Consider the following 24142-nt stretch of genomic DNA (forward strand, 5'->3'; position numbering starts at 1 on the left):
TTTTATAAGTTATCCGGCAAGTCATTTTGAAAGACTAGCGTAGAGTGGGTCGAGTAATGCGCTTGACAAATTTTTACGGCGTCTTGTAAATTTTTAGCTTTTATAGCGACTTTGTTTCCAGTAGCGTAACCTTGACTAATTGCTTGGGAATTTTTACCGATAACTACTAATAAATCTACGCTTAAAGACATTTTTTGCCCGACTTTAAAATTTATATCATAGCTTGCCGAACCCACTTCGACTATGCCTTGACTGATTGCCATTTTTTTGCCGTCAAATAAATCTAAGGTTTGGCACAAAGCTTCAACTCCGCTTAAATTTGCGTTATAGCTATCGTCGATTACGGTGATATTTCCCACTTTTGTTAGACTTAGTCTGTGTAGGGTAGGGGTAAGGTCAAGGCAAGTTTTTGCGATGTCTTGCGTGTTTACGCCTAATTTAAGGGCAAGCATACTAGACAAAGCTATATTGGTCAAGTTGTGTTTTCCTAGCAGTTTTGTTTGGCAAGGCAAAGATATTTCTTGATATTTTATGGTAAAATTGCTACCTAAATAACTACAACTTATGTTGTTTATAGATAGTTCGCCTTTTTCGCCTGCGGTAAACTTTTGACATTTGCCTAATGCGAGATATTCTTTGCAGTTATTGCAATCGCTGTTAATTATACACAAGTCATTTTGTTCTAAATAATCTAAAACTTCGCCTTTGGCTTTTATAATATTTTCAATAGACTTAAAAGTTTCTAGGTGACAAGTGTCAATTCCCGTAATAATTGCAAATTTAGGTTTGACCATTTGACATAAGTAACTTATGTCGCCTAGCCTTTTTGCGCCCATTTCATAGATACAATAGTCGCAGTCAAGGCTAGTAGTGTTGACGAATTTTGCAATGCCTAAGGGCGTATTGTAACTTGATGGGGTAACTACGCAATTATATTTTTGACTAAGCATTTTATATAAAATGTTTTTTACGCTTGTTTTACCATAGCTACCCACAATAGCTATTGATATTGCTTTTGACGAGCAAATTTTTGTTTTAGCTTTTTTTATGTAGTAATTATTAATATGTTTTTCTATCGGTAAATTAATTAAGTTTGCGCTAGCAAGCAGTAGCGGAAGAAAAATATAAGTTATAATGAAAGCGAGTAAGACTTGTTTTAAACATATTTCTAGCGTGACTAAAAGGATAACGCAGACAACACAGTAGGAACAAATCAGTCTAATCAAGCGTTTTGTGTACTTGATATTTGTCTTAAATTTAATCTTAAATGACAAGGCTAGCATAATTAAAGAGAAGGCAAGTATTAAGTATTCTTGATATTTGTCAAATAGAAATATAAGCAAAAATGACAATAAAAAACCTAAGCAAAAAAGCCAAAATTTATCTTTATATACTTTAAAAAAAGTCTTATTAAACTTATAAGATTGCAGTTGTAAAAACAATAAGTACTTTTTACAAGCGTACAAACAAACAAATAAGGCTGGCAAGCTTAGTATGTATTTAAGCAAACTTCTCTCCCAAAATAACTATTATTTAGCCTTCTAGGTAGGCGTTTAAAATGCCGTTAAATAACGTTGGACACTCTAAAAATGGAAAATGTCCGCAAGGCAAGGTTACTAGGCGACTATTTTTTATAAGTTTATTAAATTTTTTGCCCATAGCAAGTTTGGTTTCTTGGTCGTGTTCGCCCCAAATTAACAGGGTTGAAGCCTTAACCCTACGGGCGTACTTTGCTAGCGAGGTATTTACCGCTTTGACAAATATCGCCCGCATAACGCCGTCACACGCCTTGTAATCGCCACTTTGAAATTTTTTTAGCTTATTTTTGTCGACAAGCCTTAGTTTTACCAAGCATTTACACCACTTGTACCGTAAAATTTTAAGCCGTGTTTTTAGCGATTTTTGTATAAGTCCTGCGCTATCCACAAGGACAATTCCCTTAATTATTTTTGGGTACTTAGCGCCTAGAACTATGGCAATTCTTCCGCCAAAACTGTGACCGACAACTATAACTTTCTTTACATTTTGCGCTGTCAAATAGTCGTAAATTTGGTTTGCGTAGTCTAGTATACTCAATGGTTCTTTGGGAATTTGCGTTTTGCCAAAGCCTGCAAGGTCGGGAGAAAGGGTAAAATATTTATGTTTTAAAAAGTCAATTTGTCCTTTAAATATCGAACCGTCGCTTCCCCAGCCGTGCAAAAAGAGAATGGCAAATTCGCCATTCTCTTGTGTAAATTCTAACATAATCTTTCCCTATTATATTTGTTTATTTATAACTTTTTGACCATAACATAAGCGTCTTTGCTATCAAAAAGTGGTTTGCTATAAAAGTTTTTTCTTGTAGAAATCACTTCGAAACCGTACTTGCCATATAACTTTAAGGCGTTTAAATTTTGAGTGTTTACTTCAAGAAATATTGCCTGCGTGTTATAATCTCTTGCTTTTTTTATAAGTAGTTCAAGTAGTTGCGAACCGTAACCTCGACAAACATAAGGTTTGTCTACGACGATATTGTCAATATTACAGAAGTCAATAGACACATTTAGACAAGCGTAACCTATAAGAATTTCGCCCAAAAACACGCCATAGATATCGTTACAAGGGTTTGCAAACATAGACAGTAACATTTGTCTGTTCCATCGTTCTTGCCCGAAGTTATTTTCTTCAAGCTTTATCAAGTTGTCAAGTTGTTCTTTATTGGTTAATTGTCGTATCATTTTTAGTTAACTCTTGTAATTTTTGTGTGTTAAGTTCTTCAATTGCCTGAGGTCTACGCAAATAAATCGGTTGCAGTTGGTCGCAGAAGTCATTTAAGGCAATTTTATCTTTTACACATTGGCATATTTGTTTAGTGTAATCGCTTGCTAGGTCGTAGAGTATTCCGCCTTTTTCAAGCAAGGCTATTTTTTCTTTTTCTTCTATAATATGCGGAGCGACTATCTCAATATTTCTGTTGTAAGTTGCGCAATAGAATAAATTTCGTCCTGCGTCTTGTAAAACTACGCTATCGCCTTGTTTAGTATATGCTACAACTTGCAAAGTGTTAATAGCTATCGCTCGGCTTTTTGGTAAAGCGGTTAAAAAGCCTTTTATGCTAGCGATACCTATTCTAATGCCTGTAAAACTGCCCGTGCCGACGTTGACGGCAAAGACCGAAATATCGCTTAGCGCAAGATTGTTTCTTTCCAGCAAAGTTTTGATGTTTAAGTTAAGATTGACGCTTTGCAAGCCTTGCTCGATTACGCTGTCGACTTCTTCTTCTTTTAATAGTATGCAATATTGTTTTGCGCTAGTTGTGTCAATTATCAAGGTGTTCATAGTTCAATCTCTCTTGTTGTTTGGTCGACTATTGTAATTTTTACCGTCTTATGCGTCTGGGGTATTAAGCTAGGGGCGTTGTCCGCCCACTCGATTACGCTAACGCTATTTGCCTCGTCGATTATTTCTTCTAGTCCCATATTTTGCGCTTCTTCTTGGTCAAGGCGGTAAAAGTCGAAGTGATTTAGCAAAATTTTACCTACGTAGCGATTATGAATTGCAAAAGTCGGGCTAGTTATTGTTTCTTTTACGCCTAGTCCGCTAGCAAGACCCTTACAAAAATGCGTTTTACCTGCGCCAAGTTCGCCTTGAAGCACTACGGTATCGCCCTTGCAAAGAGTTTTTGCATATTGTTTTGCAATAGATATAGTTTGTTTTACGCTTGTACTAATATATTTCATATAAGTTATTATATCCTAATTAATATAATTTTGCAATTAATTATGGAGCAAGGGGCTAAGAGGTTTGTACAATAAATAAGTAATCGCTCCAACAATAGTCAATCTAATTATGTTAAATGGAATTACGGCTAAGCAGATGTAATAAACATAGAAAGTATCTTTTGTTACGCCGTTATATAGTTTGCCGACAACATCAAGTAGACCCTGCCAATTTCCGCCAAACATAGCTTCTACGTAGAAGGGTATTATAATTAGTCTGTTTGCAAGCACCGAAGCGACAAGAGCGCACGCCATACCGCAAGCAATGCCGATTAAGGCGTTTTTCTTGCTCTTTTTATGTTTATAAATTAAGCTTGCCGGCAAGACAAAGGCAATGCCTATTAGTATGTCGCAAAGTTCGCCCACGCAAACCGAGCTTGTAAAAGGCATTTTTAAACAACATTTTAAAACAATTATTATTACGCTTGCAAGCGGTCCTATTGCAAAACCGCCTATTAGCGCAGGCATATCCGAAAATTGTATGTCAAGCCAAATAGGAAAGATAAACCCTAATGGAAATTTGACAAACATATACAATATATAGGATACGGCGGTAAGTATAGCCATACGGGCGATATTTTTTGCCGTAAAGAACTTAGGCGAGCTAAGTTTTGTAATAGGCAAGGCTACCGTATCGTCTTTTAGTGTAGAAATTGTGTTTTGACTGTCTTGTTTATTTGCCTCTTGACCTTGTTCTTGCGGTTTAGTTTCTTGTTCTTGTAGCGTAGGTTCTTTTTGATTTGTCTTTTTTTGTGATTTGTTGCTCATAGTTTGCTCCTTTTGCGAAGCGTTTTTGCAATAAAAAACGCCCTAAAAAAAATAGGGGCGCAAAAAAATGTTCATTCTTTTCCCATCCGGACTATAACCGTCGGTACAGGAATTACGCCTGTTCGGCACAGCTTTCGCTATGTTAATGGACTATTACCATCGGTAGAGATTTTCACTCTGCCCCAAAGAATTATTAAATATTTGTATATTACGGATAGATATTAACACTTGTTTTAGGCTTTGTCAACTATGCAAAGAATATTTATTTAAGTAGCAAAATTCGTTTGACAAATACCATTATTGACTAGATAATTATGTCGCTACGCATTAAAATATATGCGTAAAAAAGGAACAAATGACAAAAACTATTAGCTTTACAAACGAAAAACATAGCGCATTAAAAGTTATTCTTTTGCTTGCTTGGCCGGCAATACTCGAACAGCTACTTATTTCTCTTGTTCAATATGTAGATACTGCAATGGTAGGTAGTCTTGGCACTAACGCAACCGGTTCAATCGCTCTTGTTACGCCGTCAATTTGGTTAGTCAATGGTATTTTTGCAGGTATTGCCATAGGTTTTTCTGTGCCGATAGGCAATTACATTGGGTCTAATCAACTTGACAAAGCTCGTAACGTTGCTAGGCAAGCCGTAATTGCGATAGGATTGCTTGGAATTATCGTTTCGATTTTAATGATTGCGCTTGCGCAGTTTTTGCCAACTTTATTAAAAGGCGAAGTTGCAATTCGCGCCGACGCTACCGGGTATTTGTCTATTATTGCCGCAGGATTTATTTTTAATATTACAATTAATATTTGCTCGGGAATTTTGCGTTGTACGGGCGACACTAAGACGCCACTTCTTTGCAACCTTGCTACAAACGTAATTAACGTTGTTTTAAACTTTTTATTTATATTTAGCACTCGTCAAATTACTATTTTTGGGTTTGAGTTTACGATGTGGGGCGCAGGACTAGGAGTTAAAGGGGCTGCGCTTGCTACTATAATTGCGCTAAGTTTTTCGGCGAGTATGTTATTTAGCAAGTTATTTAGAAAGAAGTTTGTAATTAACATTGTTCTTAAAGACATTCGCAAATTTGATAAAGAAGTTTGGAAAGATATGGTACGTATCGGTTCGCCCGTTGCAATTGAACGAGCGACGGTTTCGGTTGGGCAGATATTTATGACGGCTATTGTGACTGCGCTAGGTAAGGCCGCTCTTGCCGCTCACTATTTATCTATTGTAGCCGAATCATTTACATATATGCCTGCCTTTGGTTTTTCGGTTGCGGCTACTACCTTAGTATCGCAGTCGCTTGGCGCAAACAAACCTCAGCTTGCAAAAAAATATAGCAGACTATGTATAATAAGTGGTATGGTCTTTATGACTGTAATGGGCGTAGTCTTATTTTTTGCCTCTAATTTTTTAATAAGTCTTTTTTCACAAGACGCCGAAGTAATAGCCCTAGGTGGCAAGGTTTTAAAGATTGAAGCGTTGGCGCAACCGTTTTTTGCTTGCGCAATGGCGGTGACAGGGGTTTTGCGTGGCGCAAGAGATACAAAATGGCCGTTTTACATCAGCGCTATTGGTATGTGGGGCATAAGACTTCCGCTTGCGTTTATTTTAACAAAATATACTACGTTAGGCTTGACCGGAGCTTGGATAGGTATGGTTATAGATATGGTTTTGCGTGGCGTGCTTAGCTATTTTAGATTTAGGTCTAACAAGTGGAATAAACCTATAATTAACGATTTGCTTCCCGACAAAGAACTTACGCCAATCGACGAAGAAACAACTCTCGGCGTTTAGTATTTTTAGCCTCTTTTTACCAACCGTATAGCTTAGTATTTCAATTCGGCATTTTATAATGATAAACTAAGAAATGCGATTTTTAAGCAGTCAACAGCGCAATAGTTTTAATGTTTTTCTTTTGCAAGTTTACTAATTAATCGCTGAGAGATTTTTTTAAGGCTTATAGAAGAAAAGTCAAAAAAATACTTGACTATTATTTGTTTAAGTGCTAATATCTTTATGCTAATTGTTAGCAAATTTTCCTCCTTAGCTCAGCGGTAGAGCATCCGGCTGTTAACCGGAGGGTCGTTGGTTCAAACCCAACAGGGGGAGCCATCTAGGTATACACTTATGTCTTAATCGACACGAGTGTATATTTTTTTGCCCAAAATAAGTTTTGCAAGGATATTGACGAGTTTAGTAAGGGAATTAGCTAGTTTAGCAATGATTTTAATGAATTTAGCGAGGATATTCTCACATTTCTCAAATATTTTTAGCGAAAAGTCTTAAAGAGTTCTCGCTATTTTTATAAAGTTAACTAATCGGCACTATGTTAGAATTCGAATGTCCGCAAAACATACCCCGAAAACCCTAGTTAACTAACCCTCACCATTTGGAGAATCGAATGTACATAGCTTAATGAAGTATTAATGATAAAATATTTTTATTGACTTTGTTTGAGTAGAAGAATATAATATAAATAATACTTTGAGGAATTTGTTATGGTAAAAGTAGAGTTGCAGTATATGACGACAAACCAAACGGGTAAGCTTTGGGGAATTTCTCAGCGAAGAGTTGGCGTCCTCTGCAAGTAAAACCGCGTGGATAAAGACGGTTGTGGGCAAGTATAGTATTTGATTTAATTATCTTAAACAACTAGTTAACAATTGCAGATGCAAAAAACAAGGAGTTAGTCAAAAATTTGACAAAATGGAGGCGTGTAAGTGAAAGATTTAAGTTTATTAGAACAATATGAATTTTCTTTAAAAATGTTAAGCATAGTAATGCCTATCCTGGCTGTTATTATGGTTATTATTGGAATAATACTTAGTATAGCACTACAAAAAGTGTTTTGGGTTGGATTAATAATAGTTGCAATTGGATTAGGTGTCTTTGTGTTATTTGTATTAATTAGGAAATTTCTAATTTGGAAAATCAATGGTTTAAAAAATCTATAAAAACATTGTGCCATACGCTTTATATAAAGCCGAAGGTTATGTTCAATCGATTCTTGCAAATAAAACAGGCTTTGACGAGGAAGACTTGGAATTGCTTTGGAAGTCAATTTTGAATATGTTTGAAAACGACCACAGCAGTTTAAGGGGCAAGATGTGCATGAGAAAATTGATTATCTTTAAGCACGATTCGTTGCTTGGAAACGCTCCTTCGCATAAGCTGTTCGAACTAGTTAAAATCGTAAAAAAAGATGAAAACAAGGTTACGAGAAATTACAGCGATTATGATATTTCAATAAGTAGCGACATTTTAGAAGGCGTAGAAATCATTGAAAAATAATGGAAGAATACATAGCATTAAGAAGTATTCAACAGTTTTATTACTGTCCGCATAGATGGGGGCTTATGCAAATAAATTGCGATTGGGAAAGCAATTATTTTGTTGTGCAAGGAGATATTTTACACGAAAAAGTTGACATAAAAGAGCTAATAAAAATTGGTGATAAATATCAATATAAGAGCCTAAGCGTTTTCAATGAAGATTACGGAATTTTTGGGATTGCTGACGTTCTTGAACTAAAGAAATCTAAAAAAGGCATAAGAATAGAGTTACTTAATGATAGCTTCGATGTGGAGATTGTAGAATTTAAAAATACATTTGGGAAAGAACAAAAATTAGACGATTTGTTGCAAATATACGGACAAAAATTATGCGTGGACAAGATGTTTGGTTGCAATTCTAAAGTTTGCTTTTATTATAATGATATAAAAAGAAGAAGTAACGTGGTAATAACTGAAAAAATCAAACAAGAATTTGAAAATACGATTATAAAAATCAAAGAATATTTAAAGAACAACCAAATACCCGAAGTTAAAAAAGGACAGAAATGTAGCGGTTGCTCGCTTGAAAATATTTGTATGCCTATAAAAAGAAAGACAAAAAGTTTTATGAAAATGGTGGAAACAACAAATGAAGAAATTACTAAATACGCTTTATGTAACAAGTGAAGATACCTATTTGGCTTTAAATGGCGAAAATATAGTTATCATAAGAAAAGATAAGGATGATGTTAGGTTTCCGCTTTGCAATTTAGAAGAAATAGTGTGCTTTAATTATACAGGAGCAAGTCCGCAACTTATGGGCAAGTGTATGGCGGACAATATATCGTTGACTTTTTTGTCTCCAAGTGGCAAACTGTTGGGCAGGGTGATCGGGCGCATAAAAGGGAATGTGTTTACTCGAATGGCGCAAATAAAAATGTTTGAAAATAATGAAGTAAAGCTTAAACTTATTCAAAATACTATAGCTTGCAAATTGCTAAATACAAAGTTCTTAATTTCGCGTTCGCTTAGAGATTATCCGCAAATTGATAATGATAAATGCGTAACGGAGCTTATAAATAAAATAGCAAAAAGAATTGACGTTTTGTATGGCATTGCGGAAATAGATATATTACGTGGCATTGAAGGCGATATTGCAAAAGATTATTTCGGAATTTTTGACAGATTAATAAGAAACGATGCCTTTAAGTTTAACGGACGATCTAAACGGCCGCCGCTTGACGAAATAAACGCATGTCTATCTTTTTTATATGCTATTCAATCAAATTCAATAGCTGCCGCGCTAGAAGTAGTGGGAATCGATTCTTATATTGGCTTTTTCCACACAGAAAGGCCAGGCAGAATTTCGTTTGCGCTTGATATTGTTGAAGAATTTAGGGCGATGATTGATAGGTTTGTCATTTCAGCTATAAACCTTAAACAGCTGACATTAACCGACTTTATCAAAGAACTAGGCGGAAGTGTTTTGTTAAATGACAGCGGAAGGCAAAAGATTTTAAAGTTGTGGCAAGATAAGAAGAAAGAAAATATATATCACCAAGTTCTTAAGCAAAACATTCAGTTTGGCATTTTGCCGTTTATACAAGCAAACTTATTTGGGAAATTTTTAAGAGGAGAAATCGAGGAGTATATTCCTTATTTGATTAAATAACAATGCTAATGTTAATAACTTATGATGTGTCTACAATCGATAGCGTAGGTAAAAGCAGGTTGAGAAAAGTTGCAAAGGAATGCATAAATTATGGGCAGCGTGTCCAAAATTCCGTTTTTGAAGTCAACACAGATTACGGAACTATTTTAAAGTTGAAAAATAAACTAATAAAAATTATTGATCAATCAAAAGATAGCATACGATTTTACCATATAGGAAATAATTGGGAAAATAAAGTTGAGCATTTTGGTGTCAAAGAAAGCTATAACCCCGAAGACTTATTGTTAATCTAGGTTTGCGAACTAAAAGCTCGTTACACAATTCCATTGGGTTCGCAAGCAAAAATAGTTGAAATTATAAAAATTGCAACTAAATTATAGAATAATTAATTAAATTAACTCAAAAATTCTATAATTCGTCCGCCTTTCGTTAAATGCAACTATGTTTTTATATGTCATACTATAAAAATAGAGTTGCACCCCGCGAGGGGTGTGTGGATTGAAATAATAAGCAATATTAACAATTCCAAAATGTACGGAGGTTGCACCCCGCGAGGGGTGTGTGGATTGAAATTCCTTTCATATAAATTTTGAAAATATCGTAAAAAGTTGCACCCCGCGAGGGGTGTGTGGATTGAAATGATTTTCTTTATAGAACTTTAATTTTCTATTTAGGTTGCACCCCGCGAGGGGTGTGTGGATTGAAATTTTTTGTATACAAAAATACTTTTTGAGATACCCTGTTGCACCCCGCGAGGGGTGTGTGGATTGAAATGATAATATTGTTTTATCCATATTTTTTTATCTCGTTGCACCCCGCGAGGGGTGTGTGGATTGAAATAAATATACCACTTGCAAGTGTCAACGAATGGATTATGTTGCACCCCGCGAGGGGTGTGTGGATTGAAATGCCTAAATTTTTGCAAACATATATTGGATACAAAGTTGCACCCCGCGAGGGGTGTGTGGATTGAAATTTGTTTTTTAGTACCCCCTTACAAACGTTTGTTGTTGCACCCCGCGAGGGGTGTGTGGATTGAAATGTTGTAATATCTACATAAGAATATGCTTTCGTGGGTTGCACCCCGCGAGGGGTGTGTGGATTGAAATTTTCTAGTTTAATTATAGCTGTATCACTCCCAATGTTGCACCCCGCGAGGGGTGTGTGGATTGAAATTCTTTCTTCCATAATTTACTCCTTTTTTATTTTATAGTTGCACCCCGCGAGGGGTGTGTGGATTGAAATCAAAGAGAATTTATTTGTCGCTATGCCGAGTAGAGTTGCACCCCGCGAGGGGTGTGTGGATTGAAATTTTATTGTGCTGTCAGTTTGTGCCATTAAAAATAGGTTGCACCCCGCGAGGGGTGTGTGGATTGAAATTTTCTGCAATAGTCATTTTACTCTCCTTTCATAGTTGCACCCCGCGAGGGGTGTGTGGATTGAAATTTATTTTTGTCGGGTGGACAACATCGGCTGATGGGTTGCACCCCGCGAGGGGTGTGTGGATTGAAATAGCTAATGATAATCTACCAGTTGCTACTTACGAAGTTGCACCCCGCGAGGGGTGTGTGGATTGAAATGTATGTATTTTGCGACATCGATTTGCCGGCGTGGTTGCACCCCGCGAGGGGTGTGTGGATTGAAATCATTAACTGGGTCGGTAACCCTTGCAACGGTGTGTTGCACCCCGTGAGGGGTGTGTGGATTGAAATCGAGATACTCTTCGTGATGATTTCATCCATTCCGTTGCACCCCGCGAGGGGTGTGTGCAAACGTGGTCACCATACTAATATAGAGTTGAACCAAAATCCACAGAAGGGAAATTCAAACAAAGCGTATTTACGTAAGGAATTGCGTTACGACACAAAAGACGGGTTTTGAAGATGTACTTAATGATTATGAGTTAAGTCCTGCCGATAAAATAAAAGTGATTGAGTACATAGAAAACTGTAAAAAGAAAAAGTAGCCTATTGGCGGTAGTCATTAACTACCACAAGTCTACTTTCAGCAAGCAAACGCTTACTTTGATATACTACGCTACTTTGGCTTATTTGTCAACCAAATAAACGTTAATAAAAGAAGTGTTGCACCCCGTGAGGGGTGTGTGGATTGAAATATTGACAACCTTTATATCATTTGGTATAATAAATCTTACACTTGCGAGAAGTGTGCGGGCTGAAATATAAATGATACGCAAAAGCGACGAAAAATTTATTGTTACGGCGAGCCGAGAGAAGACGAAGCGCCGAATTTCTTGTTAAAAGAGCTAAACGCAAATTATTTAAGCATTAAATTAGAAGTTGCAATGAGGATAGTTTATACAATCTCACAGCGTGTAAATAGTAAGTCACAGAGGTAAATTAAAATGAAAAAGCTGTATATCATAGGTGGTACAATGGGGGTCGGGAAGACTACCGTATGCCAGCAATTAAAAAAGGTTTTGGCAAAAAGCGTGTTTCTTGACGGTGATTGTTGTTGGGATATGCAACCTTTTGTTGTTAACGAAGAAACGAAAGCAATGGTTATAAAAAATATCTGTTTTTTACTCAATCAATTCTTACATTGTTCCGTTTACGAAAATATAATTTTTTGTTGGGTATTGCACCAGCAAGATATAATTGATACTATTCTTAATAGTCTTGATACTACAAATTGCGAATTGGCAATTATTTCTCTCCTTTGTAATGCTAACACGCTAAATGCAAGATTGGACAAAGACATTCGTGAGGGCATTCGAAGTAATGATGTAATCGAAAGAAGCGTTGGGAGAATACCACTTTATGATAACCTTTCTACCGAGAAAATTATTACAGATGGAAAAAGTGTTGACGATATCGTAAAAGAAATTGTAGACAAGTTTTAAAAAGTTAGTCCGCAAGTGCGTAGATAAAATGACAAATAAATTCTTTCGCAGTAATATAAGTGAGGCGTATCCGCTAAAAATTGTTAAGCGCTACTTTATTTATGTTTTAATGCAAATAAAAAATTAAAAAATTAGAAAACTTCAATAGCGATATCTTTACTAGCCTTACCGAAAGCTTGTAGATAGGCAAAAACTAAGCTAAGCGCTTTGCAAGCGTTCTAATGGAGTAGGTTAACGAAAATATAGCAAATAAAAAGTATCAAGAACAATTAGACGAATTATTTGCGTTAGAAATTGCAAAGTCTACTGGGTTAGAATGTGATAAAACAGTCCTAGCAAAACTTAAAAAAATTATAAAAACTAATAATTAAGCTCACTTAAAGTGGGCTTTTATTATACTTAGCTCTACAATAATAATAAGGGTAGCTAGGAGGTTTGCTAGTTCATAAGCGTTAAAACTGTAAGACCTGCGCAAATTACCGGAACGGCGATTAGCAAGCCATATAGAACAAATCGTCTAAATGAATAGTTAACCGAGTTGTCTTTGAGAATTTTTACATACATTATGCCCGCAAGCGCACCGATTGGGGTAAGAAAAGCTCCAATATTAGAACCCATAATGGCGGCAAAGACATTTACGCCTTGCGGAACGACGTTTTCTAACGCCGAAGCGAACAATACGCTCATAGGTATATTGTTGATTAAATTTGCCGAAAGAAAAGATGCAATGCCCACAATAAAGGGACTCTTTCCGTTTAAAAAACTTGAAATTTTACCGATTAAGCCACAATTTTCAAAAGCAAGCACGATTACAAACATCGATAGTAAAAAGGGCGTAAGGGCGTAAGGCAATTTTTTAACGGCTTGCCCGATAGGTCTTAGGCTGTATTTTTTTATTAAAGATATAATTATGCAAACGGCAAACACTGCAAGCGACACAATTAAGCCTACTAAATACATTTGCATATTTATATACGAAGCTACCGCCATACCGATAATATAGATAATTAGCCCGACGCAACAAGAGTACATTAAAGGCTTGTTGGGAACAGGAATAAGTTCTTCGGTCGGTTCGAGTTCGGCTGACAAATTCTTTCTAAATAGCAAGTACATTATGCCAAAAGAAGTTAGTCCGCAAACCATAGTCGGCAAAGCCATTACTAAAAAGTAATCTACAAAGTCTATGCCAAAAAAGGTCGCCAAATAAATATTGGTGGGGTTGCCAATTATTAGTAGCAAACTCCACGTATTAGCGGCGACAAATTCCATTACTATATAGGGAATAGGGTTTATCCTAGCGTGCTTAGTAAAGTAGCAAATAAAAGGGGTAAAAGTCAATATAATTATATCGTTTGAAGTTACAATGGTAAGCAAAGATATCACTATATAGAAGTAGATAAATAGCCGACGCTGACTTGTCTTTGCTTTTTTAAGGGCGTAGTAAGCTAGATATTTAAAAAAGCCTATTTCGTCAAGCAGTACCGAAACACAAGTCATTGAGAAAAATATAATCAATATTTTTATAGGATTAATCGGTAAATTTGTAGTAAAGTTTTGCAATATTTGTTTAAGAGACACTTCGCCTATACATATTAGTAGTACCGCTCCTAAAAGAGCAAATACCCAATAAAGGCAAAAAGAAACTTTGCCTAGTTTAATTTTTAAATCAAAAATAATAGATATAATCATCAATATAAAAACTATTGATGCAATAATAATTGTAGCTGTCATATTTCCTCGTATAAATCTATTGGTAAGTATAGCATAAATTTTAGATAAAATGTCAATTTTAAAAAATATATTTTTATCTAATACGCCTATCAATTAGCTATGAAAAGTTAGCGTTTTTTGTTACAAAAAAACAAGAGAACTTAATACTTTTCTCTTGTTTTTGGTTACAAATATTTTTATTTTTTCGCTTAAATTTTAGAAGTTAAAAGGTAACTTCAATTTTATCATAACCGTTACAACTAATCGAACAAGCGTAGTAAGCCTTCGCTAAATTTACCAATTTATCGTAGTCGTAAGCGCCCATAGTTTCGCTCGTTGAGTGCATAGCAAGTTGAGCTAGTCCAATATCTACGCTTCTAATTGAAAGTTGTTGTGAGGATATTGCGCCAAGCGTGCTACCGCAAGAAACGTCGGAGCGTGAGAAAGAATCTTGTATTGCGATATTTGATTGTTTAGCTATATATTTAATTACCGCCGAAGACATAGCGTCTGTCGTATAATTTTGGTTTGCGTGGTGTTTAATTACAACGCCTCCATTAAGCGTAGCTATATTAGTAGTGTCGCTTTTTTCTAAGTGATTAGGGTGAGCTGCGTGGGCATTATCACAAGAAAGCATAAAACTGTTGGCAAGCATTTTGTCATAATCGTTATCTAGCAATACAGAAATTTTTCTAAGTGTGTCGACTAAAAATGTTCCGCCTGCGCCTTGTTTAGTGCTACTGCCAACTTCTTCGTTATCCGGCATAAAGGCTAAGGCTACGTTATGACTTTTAAGGTCTTTTAATGCGTCTATGCTTGCAAAAGCGCTTGTAAGGTTATCTAGTCTAGGCGAAACTAAATATTCGCCGTTTTGTCCTGCAAAAAAAGGCTCTTGGTTACAAGCTAAAAATAAATCATAGTCAATTAATTCGCCCTCGTACGCTTTATAAGTGTCTTCTCCTGCAAATAAAGGTTGAAGGTCTATTTGAACATTTGGGGCAAAATTTGTGTTAGCGTCTCTATTTAAGTGTATCGCAAGCGAAGGAATAACAACATTATAATCGCTTTTAACTAATTTTGAGCAAACGCAATTTGTAACTTTGTCAAGATAGACAATTCGCCCTGCAATTACTAAGGGTTTATCAAACCAAGTATAGTTAAGCCCTCCTCCGTAACGCTCGACGTTAAGTTTGTATTGCTTAGCTTGCTTAGTAGAAGGGTTATATTTAAGTTTAAGCGCCGGACTGTCGGTGTGCGAAGCAAAGATATTGAAGCCCAAATTTCTATCGCCTAGACAAAAAGCTATTAAACCCGAACCGTCTTTAATGACATAATATTTGCCTAGTGGCTTAATTTGCCAAGTTTGACCTTCGATTAATTCGGTATAACCGCAAGCTATAAGGTCTTGTTTACAAACTTCTACCGCATGGTAAGGCGTGGGGGAATTATGTAATTTTTGCATTAATTCTTTTATCATTATGTTCTCCTAAATTTATATTTAATGTCTACTTACTTCTTTTAACCATTTTACAACATAAATATGCTTTTGTCTATATGCGTTAGGGTATATTTTTCAAAGATATTGACAATTTTTAATAATTGAAGTATAATAAATAGATAGATATTTAAATAATCTAGGAGGTAAACAATATGAAAAGATATGTTAAATCTTTGGTGTCAATTCTACTCGCTGTTGTTATGCTATTTACTTTTGTTGGCTGTGACGATACCCTTTTTGTTGTTAAGTTTTTTGACGGAACAGAACAAATCGGCAAAGACGTAGCAGGGACTTCTAGCAAAGTGATTGTTCCCGTTACCGCTCCAACCAAAGTCGGTTACACATTTGAGGGTTGGTTTGACGCAAAGATTGACGGTAATAAATTTGTAGATGGCACTAAGTTTACACAAAATATAACGTATTACGCAAGATATACCAAAGACGCCGAACCCACCGTTACCTATACTGTCAAATTTTTTGACGGAGATATCCAAGTAGGGCAAGACGTTGTTGGCGCTCCCGAACAAGTCATAGTAGCGCCTACTGCTCCAACCAAGGCTGGTTTTATATTTACAGGTTGGTTTGACCAAAAAGTCAATGGCGATAAATTAGAAAAAGACGCTAAGTTTACTAAAAATATATCTTATTATGCAAGGTATATTGCAGAGGGTCAATCTCCAACCACCTTTACAGTCAAGTTTTTTGACGGTTTAACGCAAATAGGGCAAGACGTTGTTGGCACTGCCGAACAGCTTATAGTTCCTCCTATGCCACCGGCCAAAAAAGGTTTTGTGTTTAGCGGTTGGTACGACCAACAAATAGGCGGTACAAAGTTGCCATTTGGCGCAAAATTTACTAAAAACGTAACTTACTACGCAAGGTACGAAGTAATGAAGACCGAAGGCGAAATTGAAGGCGACGTCAATGACGCCGTCGATAAGAGTCCTACTCTTTCTAGCGGTAATGTTGCGTTAGATATCATAACCAAACAAGTTCTTAAAAAAATACTTGTTTCTACTTGCATTAAGTTGACGTTTAGCGGTGTTATGCAAGATAAGATTGCTATTTTGTTAGATATTTTTACCAACCCTAATAGCGAAATAGTTAGCTTAATAAATCAAATTAAGACAGCGCCTACCCCCGAACTTATTACAAAACTTATTGGATTGATTAAGCTTGACGACTTTACCCCCGACGAAGTAGCAACTATTGTTAAGGCGCTTGTCGAGTCAACCTTAGACACAGCCTCAAAGAGTTCAACCTATGACGAACTTGTAACCGAACTTAATAAATATGTCGCTACTTTTACCAAAGAACAAGTCAGCGAATATGCTTTTTACGCAGAACTAACTCTTATTAGAGATTACTACGGCAATTACGGAAAATATGTATTTAACAATACCGATATGCCAGAAGTAGAATATAACGATTTTGTAGCTTTAATGAGGAGTTTGCCCGATTACAACGCTACTACTTTAAATTCTACTACATACCAAACCTTAGTCGCTACGGCTACGTTTGAGCGTCCAAATCCCGTAATGGACTTTGTCAACAAGATTATCGCATCTATGGGCAAAGATTATTCTGGCGCAGTAGCGGGTGAGGGTTCGCTTATAGCTAGACTTGCAAACGAGTCCAAACGCATAGAGGCTCTTCCTCAAAAACAAGCGATGGCAGATTCTTTTGCTAAGGCGACAACTTTACAAAAGACGCTTACCGTGCGTTTGGCAAATATAATTAAGGCTAACGCTACGGCAACCGCCGAAGATTTAACTTTTTTACAAGATTGGTCTATTGAGTGGAAAGCGATATTTAAGGACACTAAGATTACTCCTCCGCAAACAGTAGAGGGATTAACGGCTAAATATATTGCCGAGCTTACAGTTCAAATGACTAGTGATATGCACGCTCTCGAAATGGCGCTTAAAGACTACGTTTCTTACGCTAACGCTCTAACGGCTATAAAGTTAATGCCTCTTGTTAGCTATCAAGTGACCCAAGTATTGTTTAGCGAGGCTTACATTAGCAAAGATTTACAAAAAAGTTTTATAGATTTAATTAAGCCTACAATAAAGACTTACGCAGAGTTGAAAGGTAATTCTACAAAGATAGAGCCTTACATTCAACTGTTTAAGAGCGGTAATATTACTGACAAGCAATATTTAGAGTTTATTAAATTAGTTAAAGATTCGGCAAATTTAGTTAATTCCTATACTACCAAGAATGGTAATTCGCTCAACACTTTTGCCGACAAGATAGGTGTTTTGACAAGTAAATTTAAAGCGACACAGGATATTCCAATTACAGATATTATAAAAAGTTTAATCAGCGTAGGCAAAGAATTACCCCTACTCGCTACTACAATATTAGATACGTTGAATAAACAACTGCTAATTGATATCTTTTCGCTTACAAATGAAGATTCTGTGCCGGCAAATGCGGTGATTGTTCTAGCCAGAATAGTTACGACAATCAATTCCAGTTTAACTGACGAACAAATATCCGCCCTTATTCCAACGCTACTTAATAGTTTAAGCGGACAAGTTAAGAGCGCTATGTTCTCGGCTTTACTTTCAAGCGGTCTATTTACAATGACAACACAAGATACCGAAATTGTAAATAAATATACTAAGGCGCAAGAAATAACTAGACTACTCGCTCTATTTAATTCGCAAATTGCGCAGGGCGAAAATGCTGTTAAAGCGACTTACAACAAGTTAATTGAGCTAACTCAAATTACAGTTACAATCACCGACTTTGCTTCGCAAACACAAGTTAACGCCTTTGTAACTGCCGTTAAGGGCGTATTAGATGGGTTAAATATTGACTCGCTTGATAATCAAGTTAGCAATATAATGATATTTAAACTTCAAACGGCGATTACAAAATATAACGCCCGTGACGAAATTTCGGCAATTGCAAGTTTGCCTTTGCTCACTTCAAGTTCGGGGGCGGAATATGTAACTTTCTTAACCACGCTCAACGCTTATTTTGCAAAAGTTGGCATAACGGAAATTGACGGCGCTACTTACCTTTCGCAATTAATAGCTATTATTAATACCCTTAAATTGTTAGGAAACACTACGCCGACAGTTACTCCTTAAAGTTATAACAGCTCCAATTATTTTAAAATCTTAAAAAAAAGAAACACTTTTAAAGTGTTTCTTTTTTAGTATATCAAAGACAATAAATATTATATTTAAATAACGCAAATTTGCCAAGAATTTCTTAATATCTTGTATTTATATAAAATGCTATTTATTAAGCCTTTCTACTAGATAAGGCATAGCTTTTTCAAATTCTACGCCGTACCAATGGCTTTTATCGGGAATTGTTTGCTTGATACATTCGACAGTGTAATCAACGGCAATGCTTGCTGATTCGTTAAGAGATTTGCCCCTCATTAAAGAACCAACTAGACAGCTTGCGTATACGTCGCCTGTGCCGTGCATAGCTATGTCAATTTTGTTTTGGAAATAGTAATATACGCAATCTTTGGCGTGGTTATATACGCATACGCCAAGTTTATCTTCTTCAAAGCTAACGCCGGTAAGCACTACGTCGGCATTTGTTAGTTTGGTAAAGCTACGGCACAAGTTTTCAATATATCTTCGGTCGTAACCTTTTTCGACATAGGGGATATCTAGTAGGAATGACGCTTCGGTTAGGTTAGGCACAATTATGTCGGCTTTTTTGATAAGTTTAGCCATTTCTTTTACAAACGCTGGGGTAAACCCCGTGTAAAGAACTCCGCCGTCAGCCATAACCGGGTCAATTACAATTTTTGCGTCTTTGCCAAAGTCGGCAAACATTTTATCAATAATGCCTATTTGTTCAACGCTACCAATATAGCCGGTATAGATTGAGTCGAAGGAAAAGTTTTGCTCTTGCCAATGTTTTGCAATTTTGCTCATTTCGTTAGTTAGGTCAAGAAAAGTATAATTGTTAAATTTGTAAGTGTGCGTAGACAACACTGCGGTTGGCATTATACAGCACTCAACTCCGCAAGCTGAGATTATAGGTAGAGCCACTGTAAGCGAACACTGTCCTATGCAAGAGATGTCTTGAATCGTAAGTATTTTTTTCATCGTCTATTCTCCTTAATTGTTCCAAATAATTATCTAATATTTAGGGTTTTTTGTCAACCCAAATACCCTTGCAAACTTAGATTTGATTACTATTTATACGTTTTTTAACTATTTCAGTCAAAACGCTTTATTCTTTTTTTAGTATTGTTAAGCGTTTGCTTTTAACTTAGCGTTGTGATAAAATTGATATACTATTAAAGAAGGTTTTGCTAAGTGAAGGAATTTTTCTTTGCCGTAAATGGCATAATGCCAATTATTATACTCGTAGCCGTCGGTTACCTACTTAAAAAGCTAAGAATTTTTAATGACAATTTTTTAAGCGTGGCAAACAAAGTTTGTTTTAAGGTATTTTTGCCCTGTATGTTATTTATTAACATCTATACTATTAAAGATTTTACCCATATTAACTGGCAATTAGTATTATTCGCCGTTATCGCAACATTAATTATTTTTGCTCTCGGTCTAGTAATAGGCAAACTCAGCACAAACGACTTATCACAGCGTGGCGTAATAGCGATGTGTGTGTTTAGACCTAACTCCGTTATTATAGGTTTGTCGCTAGTAACTTCTATTTATGGCGAAATCGGCGGTGGTACTATGGCGTTACTGCTTGCGTTTACAATACCTTTGTTTAATATTCTAAGCATAATAACTTTTTCGGTTTATAACAAAAATGAAAAACTTAATGTTGGCAAAACATTACTCAACCTTATTAAAAATCCTTTGACAATAAGTATTTTAATAGCTTTTGGCGCTCTTTTTGTAAGATATTTACTTAGTCTAGGCGATATTTCATTTAGACTTACCGATATTTCATTTATTTATCAATCGATAAAGACGCTTGGCGGACTTGCAACGCCCCTTGCCCTATTAGTTTTGGGAGGACAATTTGCCTTTTCTTCGGCAAAACAATTTGCAAAGCCCATTACGATTGGAGTGCTATGCAGACTTGTTATTATGCCGATTGCAACGTTTATTGTTGCGTACTATTTTTTCGACTTTACTCAAATAGAATTTGCTTGTTTGATGTGTTTGTTTGCAGCTCCGCTTGCTGTGACTAGCGTAGTAATGGCAAGCGAAATGAATTCTTCCGCCGAACTTGCCGGTCAATTAGTTGTTTGGACAACCTTACTTAGCTTTGTAACTTTATTTGTGTATATTATGACTTTTGGCAGTCTTGGTTTAATTTAGTTTAGCATTTTATTGTAGTTACATTTTGTACATATATATTAAAAAAACCTTCTATAATATTATAGAAGGTTTTTTAAAGATGTTTATAATTAAACTAGGAATATTTCAAGTTTTTATAATTTCTATTTCAATTCTTGTTTTACAAGAATTTTAGTAATTTCGCCAACATATAAGGTATGATAATCGTTATTTTTATAGATTTCTTTACATAGTTTGTCGTCGACAAAACTTTGGGGTGTAAATTCCTGCGCATAAAGTTTTTGGCATAGTAGCACGGTATTTGCCTGCGTAAAGTAGGGGGTAGCGTCTTTGTCGCAAGTTTCAAGTTTGCTAATTTTAATTTTGTCGACATCTTTGCCCGATACCGAACCCAAATAGCCTAACTGGTCTTTATACTTTTGGTCAAAAAAAGATAATGAAAAGGTAGATGAGTTGTCGACAAATTGTTTAGTGTATCGAGTTGGCCTAATGACGATAAAGGCGACATTTTTATTCCATAGTACGCCAAGCCCGCCCCAAGACGCCGTCATTGTATTAATTTTTCCGTTGTGACTAGCGGTAATTAACATCCATTCTTGCCCGATTGCGACAAATGGGTTTTTATTAAATTGTTCTATCTCTACTTGTTTAAATTCAGTCATTGTTTACTCCTTTAATTTAAATACCAGTTAAATATATTTTATCATAGTATTTAAAAACTTACAACTTGCAATTTGTTTTTCTTTTAATTAATTGTAAAATAATTACAATTATGTTATTATTTAAATATGAAAAAAGATGATGACTTATTATTAGATATAGTTGATTTAGGCGCTAACGGCGAGGGAATCGCCCACGTCGATAATCAAACTATTTTTGTTCCCTACGCATTAGTCGGTGAAAAAGTTAGCGCAAAGGTCGACTTTTGTAAAAATGGTATTGCTTTTACGCATCTTAAAAAAGTTATAACTCAAAGTCCGCATAGGGTGGCTCCGCCCTGCGAAGTGTTTGGAGAATGCGGTGGTTGTCAACTTCAACATCTTGCTTACGAACAGCAACTTGAACTTAAACGAGCTAATGTTTCCAACAATTTTAAAAAAATTGCCAAACTTGACGTTACTTGCGACAATGTAATATGGCAAGCTAAATATGGTTATCGCAATAAATTGCAAATGCCAATTTCGCAAATTGATGGTAAACTGGCGTTTGGATTTTACAAAAACTCAACGCACGATATAATTGAGGTTGACAAATGTATTTTACATGGCGACTGGTGTGGCAAGCTTATCAATATCGTCAAGACTTTTGCTGAGGAAAATGGCATTTTAGGTTACTGCGAAAGTGACGACAGCGGTCTATTAAAGCACCTAGTAGCTAGATATATCAACAAACAGCTGATGGTTTGTCTAGTAATTTTTGGAGAAACATTGCCAAATCACGGTCAACTATACAAGGCCTTAAAAGAAAAATTTAGTTCGGTCAGTCTATACATCAATATAAATAAAGTAAAAAACAATGTAATTTTGGGCAAAAAATATGTTCTTTTAGGTGGCGAAAAGTCAATAAAAACCAACGTTTTATGGCTAAAAGTCGAAGTTCAACCTGCAAGTTTTATGCAAATTAATGATGGAATTAGAGATAAAATTTATTCTACGGCGCTTAGCAAAGTGGGTCGCACAAATGTACTAATCGATGCTTACAGTGGCGCTGGGGTGCTTTCAGCCCTTCTGGCGGGCAAGTTTGAACAAGTAACGGGTATTGAGATAGTCAAAGAGGCAGTCGAAGACGCCCAAGCGCTTGTAAAAGCAAACAACATTTCTAACTGCAATTTTGTTTTAGGCGACTGCTCGCAAGAGCTAGGCAAGGTTGCAAAAGCGTACGTTGAACAAGGCAAGACAATTACTCTAATAGTCGACCCGCCCCGAAAGGGTTGCGACAAGTCTGTAATCGAGGCAATCGCCAACGCTAAGCCTGATTACCTTCTTTATATTTCTTGCAACAGCGCTACTCTCGCCCGTGACATCGCCTACCTTCTCGACCTTGCGTCTGACTACGCCCTTTCTCCGCCCGCCCTCTTCGATATGTTCCCCCAAACTAAACACGTCGAGTGCGTGGTGTTGATGTCAAGGAAACAATAAATTTTCAATAAAGATTATTTATATCTGGCGTATACCTAACAAAATCATTATTAACATAAAGTTGTTGCGTTATACAATCGTAGGTTTATATAAATCAGGGGTTTCTAAGCGCATACACGAAATAGAAACCAAATAATTTGACAAAAATCATTTAATGATAGAATTATTAAAATGAAAAGGGGTATCGTGAGGCATGGCAACACATAGATGAAAATTCCTTGAAACGGAAAGAAAATTGTTTTTAGCAAACTAAATTTATAGAATAGGAGGGGAATATTTTGGTTCGTGTAGCGCAAACAGATGATGCAGTTCAATTAGAAATGTTAAACAATGAGTTTAATGGTAAAGGTGAAACTTCTCTCGAAAATATTAGGAAATCTTTACTTAACAACGAAAGAGAAATTGTTGTTGTATACTGTGATAGGAATTTACTTGTTGGCTTCACGTGTGTACAATTAAAAAAATCTTTTTGCTATGATGACTATATGCCTGAAATTACAGAGGTATATGTAAAAGTCGAATATCGCAATAGAGGTATCGCAACAGCTATGATTACATTTGCAGAAGATTATTGCAAACACAATTTTGGAGTGCATGAATTTGAACTTCTTACTGGGGAAAATAATAATACTGCGCAAAAAGTTTATCAAAAAATAGGATACGCTGGCGACGGGGAAATACATTTAAGCAAAAGAGTAAGATAGAAATATTAGCTTTATCAACCACGCAAAATGAGCATAATACGAAGTTGATATGTTCCCTAACACCGATAAACGCAGTGGATATGTTGCCACAAACGGACAAAGAACAAGACACACTATTTGACGTACTTCCACTCAACTTGCGCAACGGTTGAAGTTCTTGCGTGTTTTGTGCGCAAATAAGAAATAGACTATCTAAACTACTTATATACCGATAGGGTTAAGCGTAACGGCTTACTCTATCGGTATTTTTAATGCTTTTTATTTGTAGACTTAACAGTTGCGATAGATTAATTAAAATGGTTGATTATTTTAGCGTAGATAAATGTTTATCTAAGTTAAATTAATTAGCGTATAGATTATGCGAATATATTGATAGAATAAACGCATTTTATAAGTTTGTTTAAATAAATATATTTAAATATTACAATTTATAATAATATTTTAGAAAATCTATTGAAAATTAACAAAATAAATGGTATTATATGCGC

General features: G+C 35.9%; 21 protein-coding genes, 1 tRNA gene, 1 CRISPR repeat array and 1 riboswitch. Of the genes, 12 read left to right on the forward strand and 10 right to left on the reverse strand.

Translation table 11 applies throughout. The features are described 5' to 3' along the window. Positions 1–2: 2 nt before the first annotated feature. The 6 genes from murF to RR062_05055 all read right to left on the reverse strand — a co-directional run bounded on the left by murF (position 3) and on the right by RR062_05055 (position 4526). Positions 3–1352, reverse strand: a complete 1350-nt coding sequence (murF, locus tag RR062_05030) for a UDP-N-acetylmuramoyl-tripeptide--D-alanyl-D-alanine ligase (protein ID MEG2027071.1) — start codon at positions 1350–1352, stop codon at positions 3–5. A gap of 181 nt (positions 1353–1533) precedes the next feature. Beyond that, the gene (locus RR062_05035) at positions 1534–2244 is read right to left on the reverse strand and encodes an alpha/beta hydrolase (GenBank protein MEG2027072.1); all 711 of its coding nucleotides are present in this window, start codon (positions 2242–2244) and stop codon (positions 1534–1536) included. Between the two features lie 26 nt (positions 2245–2270). Further along, the gene (gene rimI / locus RR062_05040) at positions 2271–2717 is read right to left on the reverse strand and encodes a ribosomal protein S18-alanine N-acetyltransferase (GenBank protein MEG2027073.1); all 447 of its coding nucleotides are present in this window, start codon (positions 2715–2717) and stop codon (positions 2271–2273) included. Then, positions 2695–3318 (reverse strand): tRNA (adenosine(37)-N6)-threonylcarbamoyltransferase complex dimerization subunit type 1 TsaB, encoded by a 624-nt coding sequence (gene tsaB / locus RR062_05045; protein ID MEG2027074.1) that lies wholly within the window; start codon positions 3316–3318, stop codon positions 2695–2697. Before tsaB ends, rimI begins: the two co-directional genes overlap by 23 nt. Continuing rightward, the gene (gene tsaE, locus RR062_05050) at positions 3315–3719 is read right to left on the reverse strand and encodes a tRNA (adenosine(37)-N6)-threonylcarbamoyltransferase complex ATPase subunit type 1 TsaE (GenBank protein MEG2027075.1); all 405 of its coding nucleotides are present in this window, start codon (positions 3717–3719) and stop codon (positions 3315–3317) included. The genes tsaB and tsaE overlap by 4 nt, the downstream gene beginning before the upstream one ends. Positions 3720–3755: 36 nt before the next feature. Next, positions 3756–4526: an ECF transporter S component gene (locus RR062_05055; GenBank protein ID MEG2027076.1), complete on the reverse strand. Its 771-nt coding sequence runs from the start codon at positions 4524–4526 to the stop codon at positions 3756–3758. A gap of 70 nt (positions 4527–4596) precedes the next feature. Continuing rightward, positions 4597–4720, reverse strand: a riboswitch (FMN riboswitch). A gap of 161 nt (positions 4721–4881) precedes the next feature. On the opposite strand from RR062_05055, the gene RR062_05060 reads away from it, so the two are divergent. From RR062_05060 to RR062_05095, 8 genes are all read left to right on the forward strand, one after another. Further along, positions 4882–6333 carry an MATE family efflux transporter gene (locus tag RR062_05060; protein ID MEG2027077.1) on the forward strand — a complete coding sequence of 484 codons (1452 nt, stop codon included), beginning with the start codon at positions 4882–4884 and terminating at the stop codon, positions 6331–6333. Between the two features lie 243 nt (positions 6334–6576). After that, positions 6577–6651: transfer RNA gene (locus RR062_05065), tRNA-Asn, on the forward strand. Between the two features lie 608 nt (positions 6652–7259). Next, positions 7260–7493, forward strand: a complete 234-nt coding sequence (locus tag RR062_05070; GenBank protein MEG2027078.1) for a hypothetical protein — start codon at positions 7260–7262, stop codon at positions 7491–7493. Between the two features lie 7 nt (positions 7494–7500). Then, complete coding sequence (locus RR062_05075; GenBank protein MEG2027079.1) at positions 7501–7830, forward strand: type I CRISPR-associated protein Cas7; 330 nt, start codon at positions 7501–7503, stop codon at positions 7828–7830. Next, the gene (gene cas4, locus RR062_05080; GenBank protein ID MEG2027080.1) at positions 7830–8498 is read left to right on the forward strand and encodes a CRISPR-associated protein Cas4; all 669 of its coding nucleotides are present in this window, start codon (positions 7830–7832) and stop codon (positions 8496–8498) included. Before RR062_05075 ends, cas4 begins: the two co-directional genes overlap by 1 nt. Beyond that, positions 8461–9483: a CRISPR-associated endonuclease Cas1 gene (gene cas1, locus RR062_05085; GenBank protein MEG2027081.1), complete on the forward strand. Its 1023-nt coding sequence runs from the start codon at positions 8461–8463 to the stop codon at positions 9481–9483. Before cas4 ends, cas1 begins: the two co-directional genes overlap by 38 nt. Positions 9484–9491: 8 nt before the next feature. Next, positions 9492–9776, forward strand: a complete 285-nt coding sequence (cas2, locus tag RR062_05090) for a CRISPR-associated endonuclease Cas2 (GenBank protein ID MEG2027082.1) — start codon at positions 9492–9494, stop codon at positions 9774–9776. Between the two features lie 179 nt (positions 9777–9955). Further along, a CRISPR array of direct repeats spans positions 9956–11261; the repeat unit is 33 nt; unit sequence GTTGCACCCCGCGAGGGGTGTGTGGATTGAAAT. A 587-nt stretch (positions 11262–11848) separates the two neighbouring features. Beyond that, positions 11849–12346 (forward strand): AAA family ATPase, encoded by a 498-nt coding sequence (locus tag RR062_05095; protein ID MEG2027083.1) that lies wholly within the window; start codon positions 11849–11851, stop codon positions 12344–12346. A gap of 438 nt (positions 12347–12784) precedes the next feature. Here the strand turns inward: RR062_05095 and RR062_05100 are convergent, their stop codons facing one another. Then, complete coding sequence (locus tag RR062_05100; protein MEG2027084.1) at positions 12785–14077, reverse strand: ArsB/NhaD family transporter; 1293 nt, start codon at positions 14075–14077, stop codon at positions 12785–12787. A gap of 202 nt (positions 14078–14279) precedes the next feature. Then, positions 14280–15533, reverse strand: a complete 1254-nt coding sequence (locus RR062_05105; GenBank protein MEG2027085.1) for a M18 family aminopeptidase — start codon at positions 15531–15533, stop codon at positions 14280–14282. Between the two features lie 173 nt (positions 15534–15706). Here RR062_05105 and RR062_05110 point away from each other — a divergent pair, with 173 nt between their 5' ends. Beyond that, a complete protein-coding gene (locus tag RR062_05110) occupies positions 15707–18658 on the forward strand; it encodes an InlB B-repeat-containing protein (GenBank protein MEG2027086.1) in 2952 nt (983 codons plus the stop codon). A 150-nt stretch (positions 18659–18808) separates the two neighbouring features. Here RR062_05110 and RR062_05115 read toward each other — a convergent pair whose 3' ends face one another. Further along, positions 18809–19642 (reverse strand): pyridoxamine kinase, encoded by an 834-nt coding sequence (locus tag RR062_05115; GenBank protein MEG2027087.1) that lies wholly within the window; start codon positions 19640–19642, stop codon positions 18809–18811. A gap of 213 nt (positions 19643–19855) precedes the next feature. Here RR062_05115 and RR062_05120 point away from each other — a divergent pair, with 213 nt between their 5' ends. Further along, complete coding sequence (locus RR062_05120) at positions 19856–20833, forward strand: AEC family transporter (GenBank protein MEG2027088.1); 978 nt, start codon at positions 19856–19858, stop codon at positions 20831–20833. 122 nt (positions 20834–20955) lie between these two features. On the opposite strand, the gene RR062_05125 is transcribed toward RR062_05120, so the two are convergent. Then, on the reverse strand, positions 20956–21474 hold the full coding sequence (locus tag RR062_05125; protein ID MEG2027089.1) for a flavin reductase: 519 nt from the start codon (positions 21472–21474) through the stop codon (positions 20956–20958). Between the two features lie 126 nt (positions 21475–21600). Between RR062_05125 and rlmD the strand changes: the two genes are divergently transcribed. Together rlmD and RR062_05135 are read left to right on the forward strand one after the other, a co-directional pair. Further along, positions 21601–22950, forward strand: coding sequence for a 23S rRNA (uracil(1939)-C(5))-methyltransferase RlmD (gene rlmD, locus RR062_05130; protein MEG2027090.1), 1350 nt, complete (start codon positions 21601–21603; stop codon positions 22948–22950). Between the two features lie 278 nt (positions 22951–23228). Continuing rightward, positions 23229–23654, forward strand: a complete 426-nt coding sequence (locus RR062_05135) for a GNAT family N-acetyltransferase (protein MEG2027091.1) — start codon at positions 23229–23231, stop codon at positions 23652–23654. The last annotated feature ends 488 nt before the right edge of the window (positions 23655–24142 follow it).

The sequence above is a fragment of the Clostridia bacterium genome, assembly GCA_036654455.1.
Lineage (GTDB): Bacteria > Bacillota > Clostridia > Christensenellales > CAG-314 > JAVVRZ01.